Source organism: Streptosporangium nondiastaticum (assembly GCF_003011965.1).
Lineage (GTDB): Bacteria > Actinomycetota > Actinomycetes > Streptomycetales > Streptomycetaceae > Streptomyces > Streptomyces nondiastaticus.
The window spans coordinates 1-14,041 of the sequence record NZ_PXWG01000033.1 but is presented as its reverse complement, the minus strand read 5'-3'; the positions used below and the strand labels follow the sequence as shown (position 1 = coordinate 14,041).

Annotated in this window: 13 protein-coding genes; 6 read left to right on the top strand and 7 right to left on the bottom strand. The window is 71.7% G+C overall.

What is annotated here, in order from left to right:
• Window positions 1-277: 277 nt before the first annotated feature.
• Window positions 278-535, top strand: coding sequence for a WhiB family transcriptional regulator (locus tag B7P34_RS15140; RefSeq protein ID WP_004937597.1), 258 nt, complete (start codon window positions 278-280; stop codon window positions 533-535).
• Window positions 536-750: 215 nt separating this feature from the next.
• Here the strand turns inward: B7P34_RS15140 and B7P34_RS15135 are convergent, their stop codons facing one another.
• Window positions 751-2,229 carry a sensor histidine kinase gene (locus B7P34_RS15135; protein WP_223267870.1) on the bottom strand — a complete coding sequence of 493 codons (1,479 nt, stop codon included), beginning with the start codon at window positions 2,227-2,229 and terminating at the stop codon, window positions 751-753.
• Between the two features lie 446 nt (window positions 2,230-2,675).
• Window positions 2,676-3,329: a TetR/AcrR family transcriptional regulator gene (locus B7P34_RS15130; RefSeq protein WP_106676774.1), complete on the bottom strand. Its 654-nt coding sequence runs from the start codon at window positions 3,327-3,329 to the stop codon at window positions 2,676-2,678.
• 82 nt (window positions 3,330-3,411) lie between these two features.
• Between B7P34_RS15130 and B7P34_RS15125 the strand changes: the two genes are divergently transcribed.
• Window positions 3,412-4,173, top strand: a complete 762-nt coding sequence (locus B7P34_RS15125; RefSeq protein WP_106676772.1) for a glucose 1-dehydrogenase — start codon at window positions 3,412-3,414, stop codon at window positions 4,171-4,173.
• A gap of 93 nt (window positions 4,174-4,266) precedes the next feature.
• Here B7P34_RS15125 and B7P34_RS15120 read toward each other — a convergent pair whose 3' ends face one another.
• Window positions 4,267-5,346 (bottom strand): SIS domain-containing protein, encoded by a 1,080-nt coding sequence (locus tag B7P34_RS15120; protein ID WP_106676770.1) that lies wholly within the window; start codon window positions 5,344-5,346, stop codon window positions 4,267-4,269.
• Window positions 5,347-5,570: 224 nt separating this feature from the next.
• Between B7P34_RS15120 and nagB the strand changes: the two genes are divergently transcribed.
• A complete protein-coding gene (gene nagB / locus B7P34_RS15115; protein ID WP_106676768.1) occupies window positions 5,571-6,356 on the top strand; it encodes a glucosamine-6-phosphate deaminase in 786 nt (261 codons plus the stop codon).
• A 201-nt stretch (window positions 6,357-6,557) separates the two neighbouring features.
• On the opposite strand, the gene B7P34_RS15110 is transcribed toward nagB, so the two are convergent.
• The 4 genes from B7P34_RS15110 to B7P34_RS15095 form a co-directional block, all read right to left on the bottom strand.
• Window positions 6,558-8,048: a glycoside hydrolase family 3 protein gene (locus B7P34_RS15110; RefSeq protein WP_106676766.1), complete on the bottom strand. Its 1,491-nt coding sequence runs from the start codon at window positions 8,046-8,048 to the stop codon at window positions 6,558-6,560.
• Window positions 8,049-8,057: 9 nt separating this feature from the next.
• Complete coding sequence (locus B7P34_RS15105; RefSeq protein WP_106676764.1) at window positions 8,058-8,888, bottom strand: carbohydrate ABC transporter permease; 831 nt, start codon at window positions 8,886-8,888, stop codon at window positions 8,058-8,060.
• Complete coding sequence (locus tag B7P34_RS15100; RefSeq protein WP_106676762.1) at window positions 8,885-9,868, bottom strand: carbohydrate ABC transporter permease; 984 nt, start codon at window positions 9,866-9,868, stop codon at window positions 8,885-8,887. The genes B7P34_RS15105 and B7P34_RS15100 overlap by 4 nt, the downstream gene beginning before the upstream one ends.
• A gap of 90 nt (window positions 9,869-9,958) precedes the next feature.
• Window positions 9,959-11,227, bottom strand: a complete 1,269-nt coding sequence (locus B7P34_RS15095; RefSeq protein ID WP_106676760.1) for an extracellular solute-binding protein — start codon at window positions 11,225-11,227, stop codon at window positions 9,959-9,961.
• A gap of 241 nt (window positions 11,228-11,468) precedes the next feature.
• On the opposite strand from B7P34_RS15095, the gene B7P34_RS15090 reads away from it, so the two are divergent.
• The 3 genes from B7P34_RS15090 to B7P34_RS15080 all read left to right on the top strand — a co-directional run.
• Window positions 11,469-12,236 (top strand): GntR family transcriptional regulator, encoded by a 768-nt coding sequence (locus tag B7P34_RS15090; protein WP_106676758.1) that lies wholly within the window; start codon window positions 11,469-11,471, stop codon window positions 12,234-12,236.
• Window positions 12,237-12,346: 110 nt separating this feature from the next.
• Entirely contained in the window at window positions 12,347-13,552 is a 1,206-nt protein-coding gene (locus B7P34_RS15085; RefSeq protein ID WP_106676756.1) for a radical SAM protein, read from the top strand.
• A 31-nt stretch (window positions 13,553-13,583) separates the two neighbouring features.
• Window positions 13,584-14,041: hypothetical protein (locus tag B7P34_RS15080; protein WP_146166824.1), on the top strand; the 458-nt coding region annotated here is incomplete at its 3' end.

The following is a 14,041-nucleotide window of genomic DNA, read 5'->3' as shown; positions in this document are numbered from 1 at the left end:
CCACCCCCTGGAAGTACGGCTGTGACCTAGCCGACACCGAGGAATCAAAAAAAACTTTCCAGAAGGGGTTGTATCCGCAGCCGAGGTTTGCGAGTCTCTTCATGGCGATCGGGACGTCCGCTCTTCCGGCCTTCCGATACAGCCCGAACCCCTCCCTTTCCCTGATGGACCGCACCAGTTTCACGACTGGGCGTCGGCCCTTCCCCTGCGGAGGGATTCGTGAAAGCGTTCACATTCACAAGCAACGTAGCCGCAATACCGAGGAGATGGAGCAGCCATGGACTGGCGTCACAACGCCGTTTGCCGCGAGGAAGACCCCGAGCTCTTCTTCCCCATCGGCAACACCGGTCCTGCGCTGCTGCAGATCGAGGAAGCCAAGGCCGTCTGCCGCCGCTGCCCCGTGATGGAGCAGTGCCTGCAGTGGGCGCTCGAGTCCGGCCAGGACTCCGGCGTCTGGGGTGGCCTCAGCGAGGACGAGCGTCGCGCCATGAAGCGCCGCGCCGCTCGCAACCGGGCGCGCAACGCCACCGCCTGACGACGCCCCTCGGCCCCCGAGCCGCAGCGCGCAGTACCCCCTGACGCTCCCCCCGAGCTTCGCCTGGGGGCGCCCCGCATCATCGCAGCTTTGAGCCCCGGACCAGATACTGGTCCGGGGCTCAGTGCTGTGTGCGATCAGTGCTGCGCGCGGATCGGCGCCATGTCGGCCGATGCCGTGTCGGTCAGTGCTGCGCGCGGCGATCGCCGCCGGGGTCAGCCCTTCTCGGCCCGCACAGGGATGTCGAGGACGACCCTCGTGCCCTGCCCGGAAGCGGGCAGCATGTCGAACGTCCCGCCCATCTCCCCCTCGACCAGGGTGCGGACGATCTGCAGGCCCAGGTTGCCGGCGCGCTGCGGGTCGAAGCCCTCGGGGAGGCCGCGGCCGTCGTCCTGCACGGAGATCAGCAGGCGGGCGTCGCGCCGGGTGCCGCTGCGCATGGCAGTGACCTCGACCGTGCCCCGCTCCCCCGGCCCGAAGCCGTGCTCCATGGCGTTCTGCAGCAGCTCGGTCAGCACCATCGACAGCGGCGTCGCCACCTCGGCGTCGAGGATGCCGAAGCGGCCGGTGCGCCGGCCGGCGACCCGGCCGGGCGAGATCTCGGCGACCATCGCCAGCACCCGGTCGGCGATCTCGTCGAATTCGACCCGCTCGTCCAGGTTCTGCGAGAGCGTCTCGTGGACGATCGCGATCGAGCCGACGCGGCGGACGGCCTCCTCCAGCGCCTCGCGGCCCTCCGCCGAACCGATCCTGCGGGCCTGGAGGCGCAGCAGCGCGGCTACGGTCTGCAGATTGTTCTTCACCCGGTGGTGGATCTCCCGGATGGTCGCGTCCTTGGTGATCAACTCTCGCTCGCGGCGACGCAGTTCGGTGACGTCGCGCAGCAGTACGAGCGAACCGATGTGGTTTCCCTTGGGTTTGAGGGGAATCGCCCGGAGCTGGATGACCCCGTCGTTGCCCTCGACCTCGAACTCGCGCGGCGCCCAGCCGCTGGCGAGCTTGGCGAGGGACTCGTCGACCGGGCCCCGGGAGGGCGCCAACTGAGCGGTGGTCTCGCCCAGATGATGTCCGACGAGGTCGGCGGCGAGGCCGAGGCGGTGGTAGGCGGAGAGGGCGTTGGGGCTCGCGTACTGCACGACGCCGTCGGCGTCCAGCCGGATGAGGCCGTCGCCGGCGCGCGGCGAGGCGTCCATGTCGACTTGTTGACCGGGAAACGGGAAGGCGCCGTTGGCGATCATCTGGGCGAGGTCGGAGGCGCTCTGCAGGTAGGTGAGCTCCAGCCGGCTCGGGGTGCGCACGGTCAGCAGGTTCGTGTTGCGGGCGATGACGCCCAGCACCCGGCCCTCGCGGCGGACCGGGATGGACTCGACGCGGACCGGGACCTCCTCGCGCCACTCGGGGTCGCCCTCGCGGACGATCCGGCCCTCGTCGAGGGCGGCGTCGAGCATGGGGCGGCGGCCGCGCGGCACGAGGTGGCCGACCATGTCGTTCTGGTACGAGGTGGGGCCGGTGTTCGGCCGCATCTGCGCGACCGAGACGTAGCGCGTGCCGTCGAGGGTGGGCACCCACAGCACCAGGTCGGCGAAGGACAGGTCGGAGAGCAGCTGCCACTCCGAGACCAGCAGGTGCAGCCACTCCAGGTCGGAGTCGCCGAGGGACGTGTGCTGGCGTACGAGGTCGTTCATGGAGGGCACGTTGGTGAGCCTACCCGGGGCCGGGGCGCTCACCTCGTGCCGCCTTCGGGCGGCGGCGGGCCGTCCGGGCCGCGGGTGATACCCGGGGAAACCCGTGCGGCGCGAAGCATGGACACAGGAGAATGGTCTAGTCCACAATGAGTGAGCAAAGCTTCCGCCTTCCCCGCACAGGAGGGCGGAGCGAGGCCCGGCGCTCTCTGCCCTGATCGCGCCACGGCCTCCAGTCGGCCCACTCCGGCCGCGGGGTCCGCACACCCCGCGCGCCCGGCGGGCCGATACGGCTCCGGGCTGCGGTGCCGGCCGGGTTGAGGGTCCCGGCCAGGCGCCGCGGCCCGAAGTGATCTCCGGGCCGGCTCTTCACACGACCGCCGGGCCCGCGTCTCACGCGGCCGCCGGTCAGCCGCCTCCCTCTTCTTCGTCGCGCACCCCCCGCCCCCTCCGGCCTGTCACCCCGCGTCGGACGACGCCTCCCCGGTGTCGGACGATGTCTCCCCCGCGCGCTCCCGGGGCCATGCCCGCATCGCGAAATCGGCGACCGCCTCCAGAGTGGCGCGGTCCACGCCGTCGCGCGCCTGTTGCGACATGCCCTGCAGGACGGCGCCGGTGTAGACGGCGAGCGCGCGGGCGTCGGTCTCCGGCGGCAGCACGCCCGCGGCGACGTCGGCGGCGATGCGGCGCTCGATGAACGCGACGCCCGCGTTGCGCCGCTCCTTGAGCGCCTCGGCCACGTCGGAGGACTGCTCGGTGCAGTTGGTGGCGGCGCTGATGAGCAGGCAGCCGCGCGGCAGGCCGGGCAGGGTGTGGGAGACGGCCGCCTCGTGCAGGAGGCGGTCGACCGCGGCCCGGGCGGTCGGCGCCTCGGCCAGGGCCTGGACCGTGAAGACGCCGTAGCTGTTCACGTAGGCCTCGACGGCCTCCTCGAACAGGGTGCGCTTGTCGCCGAACGCCGCGTAGAGGCTGGGCGCCTTGATGTCCATGGCCCGGGTGAGGTCCGCGATGGAGACGGCCTCGTAGCCGTGCTCCCAGAAGGCCCGCATCGCCTGCTCCAGAGCCGTCTCGCGGTCGAAGGACCGGGGCCTGCCCCGCTGCTTGGTCGCCATGACCCCATTCTATAGCGCTCGCTAAAAAACCTGTGCTACGTTCTTTCTGTAGCAACCGCTAAAGAAAGAGGGGGGCGCGGCCATGGGCACGCTCACGGGCAGGACGGCACTGGTCACGGGCGGCAGCCGGGGCATCGGGCGGGCGATCTCGGAGCGCCTGGGCAAGGAGGGCGCCCGCGTCGCCGTGCACTACGGCCGGGATGCCGCTTCGGCCGAGCAGACGGTGAAGGAGATCAGGGCGGCGGGCGGGGACGCCTTCGCGGTCCGGGCCGAGCTGGGGGTGCCGGGGGACGCCGAGGCGCTCTGGGCCGCCTTCGACGAGCAGGCCGGAGACGGCGGCCTGGACATCCTGGTCAACAACGCGGGCACCGACGGTCCGCGGGTGCCGCTCGGCGAGGTGACCCCGGAGAACTTCGACCGGGTCTTCGCGGTCAACACCAAGGCGCCGTTCTTCATCACCCAGCACGGCCTGGACCGCCTGCGCGACGGCGGGCGCGTCATCAACGTCTCCACGGGGCTGACCCGCGGCGGGGGGATGCCCGAGCTGATCGCCTACACCATGACGAAGGGCGCGGTGGACTCCTTCACCTCGGTGCTGGCCAAGCAGCTGGGCGAGCGCGGCATCACGGTCAACGCGGTGGCGCCGGGCGCGATCGACACGGACATGAACGCCTCGTGGCTGCGCGACAGCGCGGAGGCCCGGGAGGGCGTCGCGGCGATGTCCCCGCTCCGGCGGGTGGGCGAGCCGCGCGATGTCGCCGACATCGTCGCCTTCCTGGCGTCGGACGACAGCCGGTGGGTGACGGGACAGTGGATAGACGCGACGGGCGGCGCGCTGCTCTGAGGCGTGCTCGCCGGCCCGGCGGCGGCCGTGGGACGGGGGTCCGCGGCAGCCGGGGCGGAGTCAGGTCAGCGGCGGCCGGGGGCGCGGGGTGCGTCAGCGGGTCTCGGTGACCTTCGCGAGGGCGCGGGGCGCGTCGGGGTCCTGCCCGCGGGCGACGGTGATCTCGTAGGCCAGCATCTGCAGGGGGAGGATCTCCAGGATCGGCTGCAGCTCCTCGGGCACCCCGGCCGTGGGCAGGGCGAATCCGGCCGTCCCCCTGGCCGCCTCGGCCTCGCTGCCGACGATCATCAGGTCCGCGCCCCGGCCGCGCAGCCGTTCCAGCACGGGCTGCAGAGCCTCGCCGCCGCGGCCCTCGGTGACGATGGCGATGACGGGCGAGATGTTGTCGACCATGGCGAGCGGGCCGTGCAGCAGATCGGCGCCGGAGTAGGAGAGGGCGGGGATGTAGCTCGTCTCCATCAGCTTGAGCGCGGCTTCCTTGGCGGTCGGGTAGCCGTAGCCGCGGGAGGTGAGGACCATCCGTTCGGCGAAGCGGTAGCGGGCGGCTAGCTGCCTGACCTCGGCGGCGCGGTCGAGGATGCTCTGCGCGAGGCCGGGCAGGGCCTCGGCGGCGGCCTTGCCGTCGCCGCCGCCGGGGCGCAGTCCCTGGACGAAGAGGTAGAGGGTGAGCAGCGAGGCCGTGTAGGTCTTGGTGGCGGGCAGGGCGCGTTCGGGGCCGGCCAGGATGTCGATGTGGTGCTCGGAGACGGCGGCGAGCGGGGAGTCGGCGTTGTTGGTGACCGCGAGGGTGATCGCCCCGGCCTCGCGGGCGGCCTTGGTGGAGGCGACGAGGTCGGGTGAGCCGCCGGACTGGCTGATGGTGACGGCGAGGACGTCCGTCAGGTCGGGCCGGGCCCCGTAGGCCGTGACGGTCGACATGGAGGTCAGGCCGCAGGGCTTTCCGAGCTGCACTTCGAGGAGGTACTTGGCGTAGAGGGCGGCGTTGTCGGAGGTGCCGCGGGCCGTGAGGAGCACGAAGCGGGGGGCGCGGGCGGCGACGGTCCGGGCGGTCGCGGCGACGGCGGGGGCGCCCCGGTCGAGGATGCGGCGCAGGACGGCCGGCTGTTCGGCCATCTCGGCGGACATGATCCCGCCCGGCTGCTCGCGGTGGTGGGCGGCGGTCGTGGCGGTCATGCCGGATACCTCCCGGACGGGGATGCAGTCCCAGTCGACCACGGGGTGGTGCGCGCCCGCCAGCGGGAGGCGGCGCCGGGGGCAGGGGCGGGGGCGGGTCCCGGCGGGGGTCCCGATGGGGTTCCCGGGGGGGGCTTCCGGCGGGGTTACCGCGGTGCACCCCTCTGCTAGATTGGTCTATACCACACGATCCGCTCCACTCTTTAAGATCGGCAGGCCCCAGCGTGGAAGTTGTCATCGTCCCGGACGCCAAGGCAGGCGGCGAACTCATCGCGGAGGCCATGGCCGCCCTCCTGCGCCGCAAGCCCGACGCCCTGCTCGGCGTGGCCACGGGCTCGACGCCGCTGCCCGTCTACGAAGCCCTGACCGCCAAGGTCCGCTCCGGCGCGGTGGACGCCTCGCGGGCCCGCATCTGCCAGCTCGACGAGTACGTCGGCCTGCCCGCCGACCACCCCGAGTCGTACCGCTCGGTGGTGCTGCGCGAGGTCGTCGAGCCGCTCGGCCTGACCGAGGCGTCCTTCATGGGCCCCGACGGCACCGCCGAGGACGTCCAGGCCGCGTGCGAGGACTACGACCGGGCGCTGCCCGCGGCCGGCGGAGTGGACCTCCAGCTGCTCGGCATCGGCACCGACGGCCACATCGGCTTCAACGAGCCGTGCTCCTCGCTCGCCTCCCGCACGCGCATCAAGACGCTCACGGAGCAGACCCGCGTCGACAACGCGCGCTTCTTCGACGGCGACATCGAGCAGGTGCCGCACCACGTCATCACCCAGGGCATCGGCACCATCCTGGAGGCCCGCCACCTGGTGCTGCTCGCCACGGGCGAGGGCAAGGCCGATGCCGTGGCGGCGTCCGTCGAGGGGCCGGTCTCGGCCCTGGTGCCCGCCTCGGCGCTGCAGCTGCACCCGCACGCCACGGTCGTCGTCGACGAGGCCGCCGCGTCCAAGCTGAAGCTCGCGGACTACTTCCGCGCCACGTACGCGGCGAAGCCGGCCTGGCAGGGGCTGTAACCACACCCGCCGCTGCGGCGGGGTCCGGCACCGCCGGACTGCGCCGCGGTGGCTGAGCACCATTGCGGCGGGAGGAAGGGGCCCCGGTCCCGCCCTTTCGCCGTTTCCTCCTCCGGAGGGGCCGGGGGCCACTGCCCCCGGACTGCGCCCGCCGCGGCGCGCACCCCCCCACCGAGCACCCCGGCGGTGCCGGGCCGGCCGTCAGTCGCGCGTCCCCGCGATGACCTCCGCGGCAGCCACGCCGCAGACCCTCGCCGCCCCGTGCGTCGCCACGTGCAGCGCCCCCCGCGGCGGGGCCGCGTTCAGGCCCATCTCGACCACGACCGTGTCCGGCCGCGCGGCGAGCAGCGCGTCGAGCGCCTCCGCCATCCAGCCGTGCCGGTGCGCGTCCCGTACGACGGCGACGATCCGCCGGCCGCCCGCGGCCGCGAGCACCTCCGCCGGGCGGGCCGCGTCGCGGCCGTACGTGCCGGTCTCCGTGCCGGGCAGCAGCCGGGCGAGTTCGGCGCCGACGCCCCAGGGGGTCTCGTCGCCGACGGCGATGTTCGCCAGCGGGGTGAGCGCGGCCACGTAGGCGGGCCCGGTGAGCGGCTCGTGCCCGGGCGCGGCGGTGACCCGCAGGGCGCGCCGGGCGGCGGCGAGTCCCACCTCGGGGGCGGGCGCGGTCCCCTCCTCGGCCGCGCCCTCCCCCGAGGTCCAGCGCGCCAGGGCGCGCACCCGTGCCGCGGCGTCGGCGAGCCGCTCCTCCGGCAGCTCGCCGGCGCGGACGGCGGCGACCAGCGCGTCGCGCAGCCGCAGCACGGTGTCCTCGTCGGCCAGGCCGCCGCCGACGCAGATGGCGTCGGCGCCCGCGGCCAGGGCCAGCACGCTGCCCCGCTCGATCCCGTACGTGCCGGAGATCGCCCGCATCTCCATGCCGTCGGTGACGATCAGGCCGTCGAAGCCGAGGCCGCCGTCGGCGACGGGGGCGCGCAGCAGCCCGTGCAGGGCGGCGGGGCTGAGGGTCGCCGGCAGGCCGGGGTCGAGGGCGGGCAGCAGGATGTGCGCGCTCATGACGGCCTTGGTGCCGGCGGCGACCGCGGCCCGGAAGGGCACCAGTTCCCGCTCGTGCAAGGTGGCGAGGCCGGCGTCGATGCGCGGCATGTCGTGGTGGGAGTCGACGGCCGTGTCCCCGTGCCCGGGGAAGTGCTTGGTGCAGGCGGCGACGCCCGCGGACTGCAGGCCTTCGACGTAGGCGGCGGTGTGCCGGGCGACGAGATGCGGGTCGGCGCCGAAGGAGCGGACGCCGATGACGGGGTTGTCCGGGTCGGAGTTGACGTCGGCGGAGGGCGCCCAGTTGAGGTTGACGCCGCACTCGGCGAGCCGCCTGCCGAGCTCGCGGGCGACGGCGCGGGTGAGTGCGGTGTCGTCGACGGTGCCGAGGGCGAGGTTGCCGGGGAAGGAGGAGCCGGTGCGCACCTCCAGCCGGGTGACGTCGCCGCCCTCCTCGTCGATGGCGACGAGGACGTCGCCGCGTTCGGCGCGCAGCTGGGCGGTGAGCCCCGCGAGCTGCTCGGGGGAGGCGATGTTGCGGCCGAAGAGGCCGACGGAGGCGAGGCCTTCGCCGATCCGGCGCAGCAGCCACGCGGGGGCGGTGGTGCCGGTGAAGCCGGGCTGCAGGACGGCGAGGGCGTCGCGCGTGAGCGTGTCCATGGGAGTGCGCTAACCCTTCACTGCGCCGGAGGTGAGGCCGCCGACTGCCTTGCGCTGGAGGATGACGAAGAGGATCAGGATGGGCACGGCGAAGAGCGAGGAGGCGGCCATGGTGGCGCCCCAGTCGTCGCCGAACGCCGTGCGGAATCCGGTGAGCCAGACGGGGAGGGTCTGGGCCGACGCGTCCTTGTTGAGGATCAGGACGTAGGGGAACTCGTTCCACACGGTGATGAAGCCGAAGAGCGAGGTGGCCATCAGGCCCGGCGCCAGCAGCGGGAAGATCACCCTGACGAACGCCTGGGTGCGGGTGCAGCCGTCGACCATCGCGGACTCCTCCAGCTCCTTGGGCACGGCGGCGACGTAGCCGCGCAGCGTCAGGACGGTGAAGGGGAGCACCATGACGGTGTAGATGGCGATCAGCGGGACGAGGCTGTTCAGCATCTCCGCGTCGCGCACGATGATGTAGTACGCGAGGGCCATGACCTCCCAGGGGGCCATCTGCGCCATCATCATCACCAGGATGAAGCCCTTGCGCCCCTTGAACCTCATGCGCGCGACGGCGAACGAGGCGAACAGGGCGATCACCAGCGACAGCGCGACGGCGACGAGGGTGACGGTGAGGGAGTTGCCCACAAGCGTCCAGAAGCCGTCCGCGTCCACCGCCTTCCGGAAGTGCTCGAACGTCGGGCGGGCCGGGAACCAGACGGGGTCCTCGCTGACGATGTCCTTGTTGGCCTTGAAGGCCGTGCTGAACATCCAGTAGACGGGGAACACGAACGCGAGGAAGAGAACGACCGCGGTCGCTCCCGGCCAGATCCGGCCCAGGGTCGATCGCCTCACAGCTCGTCCTCCTCTTGCTTGAGCACCAGGCGCAGGTAGTACGCCGTCAGGGCCAGCAGGATCACGATGGTCAGGATGGAGATGGCGGCGCCCATCCCGAAGTGCTGGCTGCCGAAGCCTTCCTGGAAGGCGTAGACGGGAAGGGTCTCCGTGAGCCGGTCCGGGCCGCCCTCGTTGATCGCGAAGACCTGGGTGAACGACTTGAAGATCCAGATGACTTCGAGGAACGTCGTCGCGAGGAAGAACGGCTTGAGGAAGGGGAACGTCACCGAGGTGAACTGCTTCCAGGTGCCGGCGCCGTCGAGCGAGGCGGCCTCGTAGAGCTCCTTGGGGATCGTCGTGGTCGCCGCGTAGAGGTTGATCGCCACGAAGGGGACCGACTGCCAGACGATCAGCACGGTGATCACGAAGAAGGTGGAGAACTGCCCGCTGGTCCAGCTGTAGCCGGCCATGGAGTGCCAGCCGAGCCGGTCCAGGACGTGGTTGACGACGCCGAAGCGCTGGTCGAACAGCCACTGGAAGACGGTGGTCGCCGCGACGACGGGCATCGCCCAGGCCAGGATCAGGCCGAGGGAGAGCAGCAGCCGCAGCTTCTTGCCCAGGCGGGCGAGGAGCAGTCCGGTGAAGCTGCCGATCGCCATGATGAGGACGACGTTGACGGCGGTGAAGGCGACCGAGCGGCCGGTGACGCCCCAGAACTCGGAACTGCCGAGCTGCTCGGTGTAGTTGTCGGTGCCGGTCCACTCGGTGAGGTGCTGGATGAGCTGGCGCGGGCCGAGGGTCTGGAACGACAGCAGGGCGCTCTTCAGCAGGGTCCAGCCGAGCAGCAGCACCGTGACGGCGGCGGCGGGGAGGAGCAGCAGGTACGGCACTCCCCCGGTGAGCCGGCGGGGGCCGCGGCGGGGTGGCGGCGGGGCGGTGCCCTTGCCGGTCCGGGAGGCGGGCCCGCCGGCCGTCGCCTCTTCGATCTGCGCTGACATCGTCGTCCGCCTTCTCCCCTGTGGAACGGTGTTGCGTCGGCACACGGCCGGGCGGGGGCCGCCTCTCACGGCCCCCGCCCTGCCGTCAGGTCACTGCTTCTGGCTGAGGCGCTTGTTGACGTCCGCCTCGACCTGCTTGGCGGCTTCCTCGGGGGACTTGCCGTTCAGCACGGCCGTCATGTACGCCTTGATCGGGTTGGGGGCGTTCTCCACCGCGGCCCACTCGGGGATCAGCGGGGTGGTGCCGCCGCCCTTGGCGGCGGGGGCCGCGGCCTCGGCGGCGGCGTTGCCCTTCAGGCTGCCCAGCAGGGAGTCCTTGTTGGGGAGCGAGCCGACCTCCTTGGCCAGCGCGGCCTCGTTCTTGTCGGACAGTGCGATCTTGAGGAACTCCTTGGCGAGGTCCTGCTTCTTGCTGCCGGCGGCGACGGCGAGGTTGGAGCCGCCGAGGAAGACGCCCTCGGGCTTGCCGGCGGTCTCACCGGGGATGGTGAAGTAGCCGAGGTCCTTCTCGATGGCCGGGTTGGCCTTGACGGCGGTGGCCGCTTCCCAGCCCATGCCGATGAAGGCGCCGGTCTTGCCCTTCGCGAAGACGTCGGCCTGCTGCGGCGTGGCCTCGTCCTTGTCCTTGGGTGCCTTGCTGAACGCCTGGTACTGCTTGTAGACGTCCATGGCCTTGGCGACCTTGGGGTCGCCGAGGTTGGACACCCACTTCTTGCCGTCCTTCTTCACCAGGTCCGCGCCGGTGCCGATGGTCAGGCCGTCGAAGAAGTACCAGTTCTGGCCGGGCAGGTAGAGCGGCTCGGCCTCGCCCTTCTTCTGGATGGCCTCCAGGGCCTTGAAGAAGTCGGCGCGGGTCTTCGGGACGTCGGTGACGCCCGCGTCCGCCCACACCTTCTTGTTGTAGATGACGACGCGGCTCGCGGCGTACCACGGGGCGGCGTACTGCTTGCCCTCGAAGACGGCGGGCTTGTTGAGGGACTCGGTCCAGTCGGCGCCGATCTCCTTCTTCAGGTCGCCGAGCTCGGAGAGGCCGCCGGTCTGCGCGTAGGAGGGGGTCTGGGTGTTGCCGACCTCGACGACGTCGGGCGGGCTGGACTCGGAGAGGGCCGTGGTCAGCTTCTGCTGGATGCCGTCCCACTTCTGGACCTGGACGTTGAGCTTCGCGCCGGTCTTCTGTTCGAACTCGGCCTGGACCGTCTTCGTCCAGCCCGCGGGGTTGGAGCCGTCCATGAACCAGACGGTGAGGCTCTTGTCCTTGCCGCCGTCGCCCGATCCCTTGTCACTGTCGCTGGACCCACAGGCAGCAACACTCACCAGCATGGCCGCGACACCCGTCGCCGCTATGAGCCCTCGCTTCACAGCACTCTCCTCAAGGACCGAATGTGGTCTTTAATGGTTTAGACCAGTGCCCGCAGCTTGGCCTAGACCTTTTGGGGTGTCAAGGGTGTATAAGAGTCGCTGTCGGCTCCGTTACCGGACCGACACCTCGAGGTCGACCTGGGCGTCTCCGGGCCCCTCGGGCTCTGCCCGTGCCACCATGTGACCGCGACAGACGGAGGAGCCGGTGACAGCAGCAGGATCGGAGTCGGGAAGGCAGGCCATGGCGACCGAGGGCGGTACGGCCGAGGGCGGCAGCGCGTCGGGCGGCGCGCGGACCGCGCGCGTTCCCAAGTACTACCGCCTGAAACGCCATTTGCTGGACATGACCGAAACCATGCCCCCCGGCACGCCCGTGCCGCCGGAGCGCACCCTGGCCGCGGAGTTCGACACCTCCCGCACGACCGTCCGCCAGGCCCTCCAGGAGCTGGTCGTGGAGGGCCGTCTGGAGCGCATCCAGGGCAAGGGGACGTTCGTCGCGAAACCGAAGGTCTCGCAGGCGCTGCAACTGACCTCCTACACGGAGGACATGCGCGCCCAGGGCCTGGAGCCGACCTCCCAGCTCCTCGACATCGGCTACGTCACGGCCGACGACCGGCTCGCCAAGCTGCTGGACATCGCGACGGGCGGCCGCGTCCTGCGCATCGAGCGGCTGCGGCTGGCCAGCGGCGAGCCGATGGCCATCGAGACGACCCACCTGTCGGCGAAGAGGTTCCCGGCCCTGCGGCGCAGCCTCGTGAAGTACACCTCGCTCTACACGGCCCTGGCGGAGGTCTACGACGTCCGGCTCGCGGAGGCGGAGGAGACGATCGAGACGTCCCTGGCCACGCCGCGCGAGGCGGGGCTGCTGGGCACGGACGTGGGCCTGCCGATGCTGATGCTCTCCCGCCATTCGCTGGACGCCCAGGGGCAGCCGGTGGAATGGGTGCGCTCGGTGTACCGCGGGGACCGCTACAAGTTCGTCGCGAGGCTGCAGAGGCCGGCGGAGTAAACGAGCGTGGCGGCGGCGCGGGTCTAGACCTATTGACGGTCGTGACGGCGGCTCCTAGTGTCACCCGCGCCGAACCTCTGGCCTTGCGAGAGCCATGCGAGAGGAACCCCATGAACGACACCGCACGCGTGCGGAGTTACGCAGCGGCCGCCCCCGTCAACCGTCCCGGACTGCCCGTGGTCAGCCTCGACCGGGCGCATTCCCCGCAGAAAGTCCTCGCGCACGGCGAACTGCTCCGCCGCTTCGTCGAGGGCGGGGAGATCCGTCCCGTCCACATGCGCATCGGCATCATGGGCGCCTGCAACATGCGGTGCGATTTCTGCAACTTCCATTCCCCCGCCGAGGAACACTTCTACGACCTGTTCTCTTTCAAGGACGTCATCTCCACGGAGAACGCGGTTTCGCTGTTACGGGAATTCGCCGCCAACGAGGGCCGCGCGGTCACGTTCTGCGGCAGCGGCGAATGCACGATCCACCCCGGCTATCCGGCCGTCTGCGACGCCGGGCACGAGGCGGGCCTGCGGATCGGTCTGATCACCAACGGCTCCCGGCTGGGGCGGCCCGCGATGGCCGAGTGCGTGGCCAGCACGCACACGTGGGTGCGGGTCGGTCTGAACGCGGGCACGGAGGCCACCTTCGCGGAGATCACCCACGACCGCGAGCACACCTTCGCCTCCTTCCTGGACAACGTCGGCAGGCTGCGGCAGTCGGCGATCGACCCCGACTTCCGCATCGGTTTCAACTATGTGATCACCGAGCGGAACCACCGCGAGATCGTGGCCGCCGCGCGCGTCGCCCGGGAGGCCGGGGCCCACTACGTCCGCTTCGAGCCCGAGTTCTACACGGCGCTGGGCCGCCGGACGATCGAGCCGGTGATGGCCGAGGTCACGGCCGCCCTGGCGGAGGCGGCGCGGCTGTCCTCCCCCGGCTTCGAGGTGTCCGTGCCCAAGCCGGACCGCGGCCCGATGGACCGGGTGGAGGCCGTGGAGGGCGACTTCGACCGCTGTCACTACAGCCGTTTCGTGACGACCGTGGGCGCGGACGGTCACCTCTATCCCTGTCCGCAGGTCCACCTCAACAGCCGCTACCGCATCGGCAACGTGATCGAGGACGGGTACGCGGGCGTGCTGGAGGGCGGGCCGCGGGCGGAGTGGGAGGCGTCCAACCCGCTCCGGACGGACCTGTGCAAATCCTGTTTCTACCGGCCGCAGAACGAGCTCCTGGAGCTCCTGCGGAGCGGACAGGTCAAACTTGACGACGCCCTCGGCGCGTACGCGCTGGAGGTGCCCTCCACCCTGCACGCCGACTTCGTCTGACGACGTACCCCCGCGTACTGCGAAGGGCTCCATGCAGATCCATCGTTTGCGTCAACTTCTCTCCGCCGACGTACGCGCCTCGGACCGGCTGCAGGTGCGCGGCCCGGGGCGCGGGTGCGCGCTCGTCCCGCCCGGCACGGACCCCGCGGAGGCGGCGGACCGGCTGCTGCCGCTGGTGGCGGGCGACGGGGGCAGGTTCTGCAGCAACGTCCGCACGGTGGTGTGCGTGGAGGAACCGCACGACGAGGGGTCGGCCGAAGCTGCGGACCTACCCGGCGCAGGGCGGCCCGTAGCCCCGCCCGCCGCCGCGGCGCTCGCCCTCACTCTCACCCGGCTCCTCGCCGACGCCCTCGACGCCCTCCGTACCGGGCCCGTGGACGACCGGCTGCCGCTCGCGGCCTTCCGGGTGCCCGGCGAGGCCGGGCAGTGCGCGCGGCGGCTGCGCGAGGGACTGGGGCCGGGCGACCGGATGCTCACGCGGCGGCCGCC

Excerpts from the sequence above, each read along its gene's own strand:
- B7P34_RS15090 (WP_106676758.1), top strand. The coding sequence starts at position 11,469 with ATGGCGACCGAGGGCGGTACGGCCGAGGGCGGCAGCGCGTCGGGCGGC.
- B7P34_RS15130 (WP_106676774.1), bottom strand. The coding sequence starts at position 3,329 with ATGGCGACCAAGCAGCGGGGCAGGCCCCGGTCCTTCGACCGCGAGACG.
- B7P34_RS15125 (WP_106676772.1), top strand. The coding sequence starts at position 3,412 with ATGGGCACGCTCACGGGCAGGACGGCACTGGTCACGGGCGGCAGCCGG.
- B7P34_RS15110 (WP_106676766.1), bottom strand. The coding sequence starts at position 8,048 with ATGGACACGCTCACGCGCGACGCCCTCGCCGTCCTGCAGCCCGGCTTC.
- B7P34_RS15140 (WP_004937597.1), top strand. The coding sequence starts at position 278 with ATGGACTGGCGTCACAACGCCGTTTGCCGCGAGGAAGACCCCGAGCTC.
- B7P34_RS15100 (WP_106676762.1), bottom strand. The coding sequence starts at position 9,868 with ATGTCAGCGCAGATCGAAGAGGCGACGGCCGGCGGGCCCGCCTCCCGG.
- B7P34_RS15085 (WP_106676756.1), top strand. The coding sequence starts at position 12,347 with ATGAACGACACCGCACGCGTGCGGAGTTACGCAGCGGCCGCCCCCGTC.
- B7P34_RS15120 (WP_106676770.1), bottom strand. The coding sequence starts at position 5,346 with ATGACCGCCACGACCGCCGCCCACCACCGCGAGCAGCCGGGCGGGATC.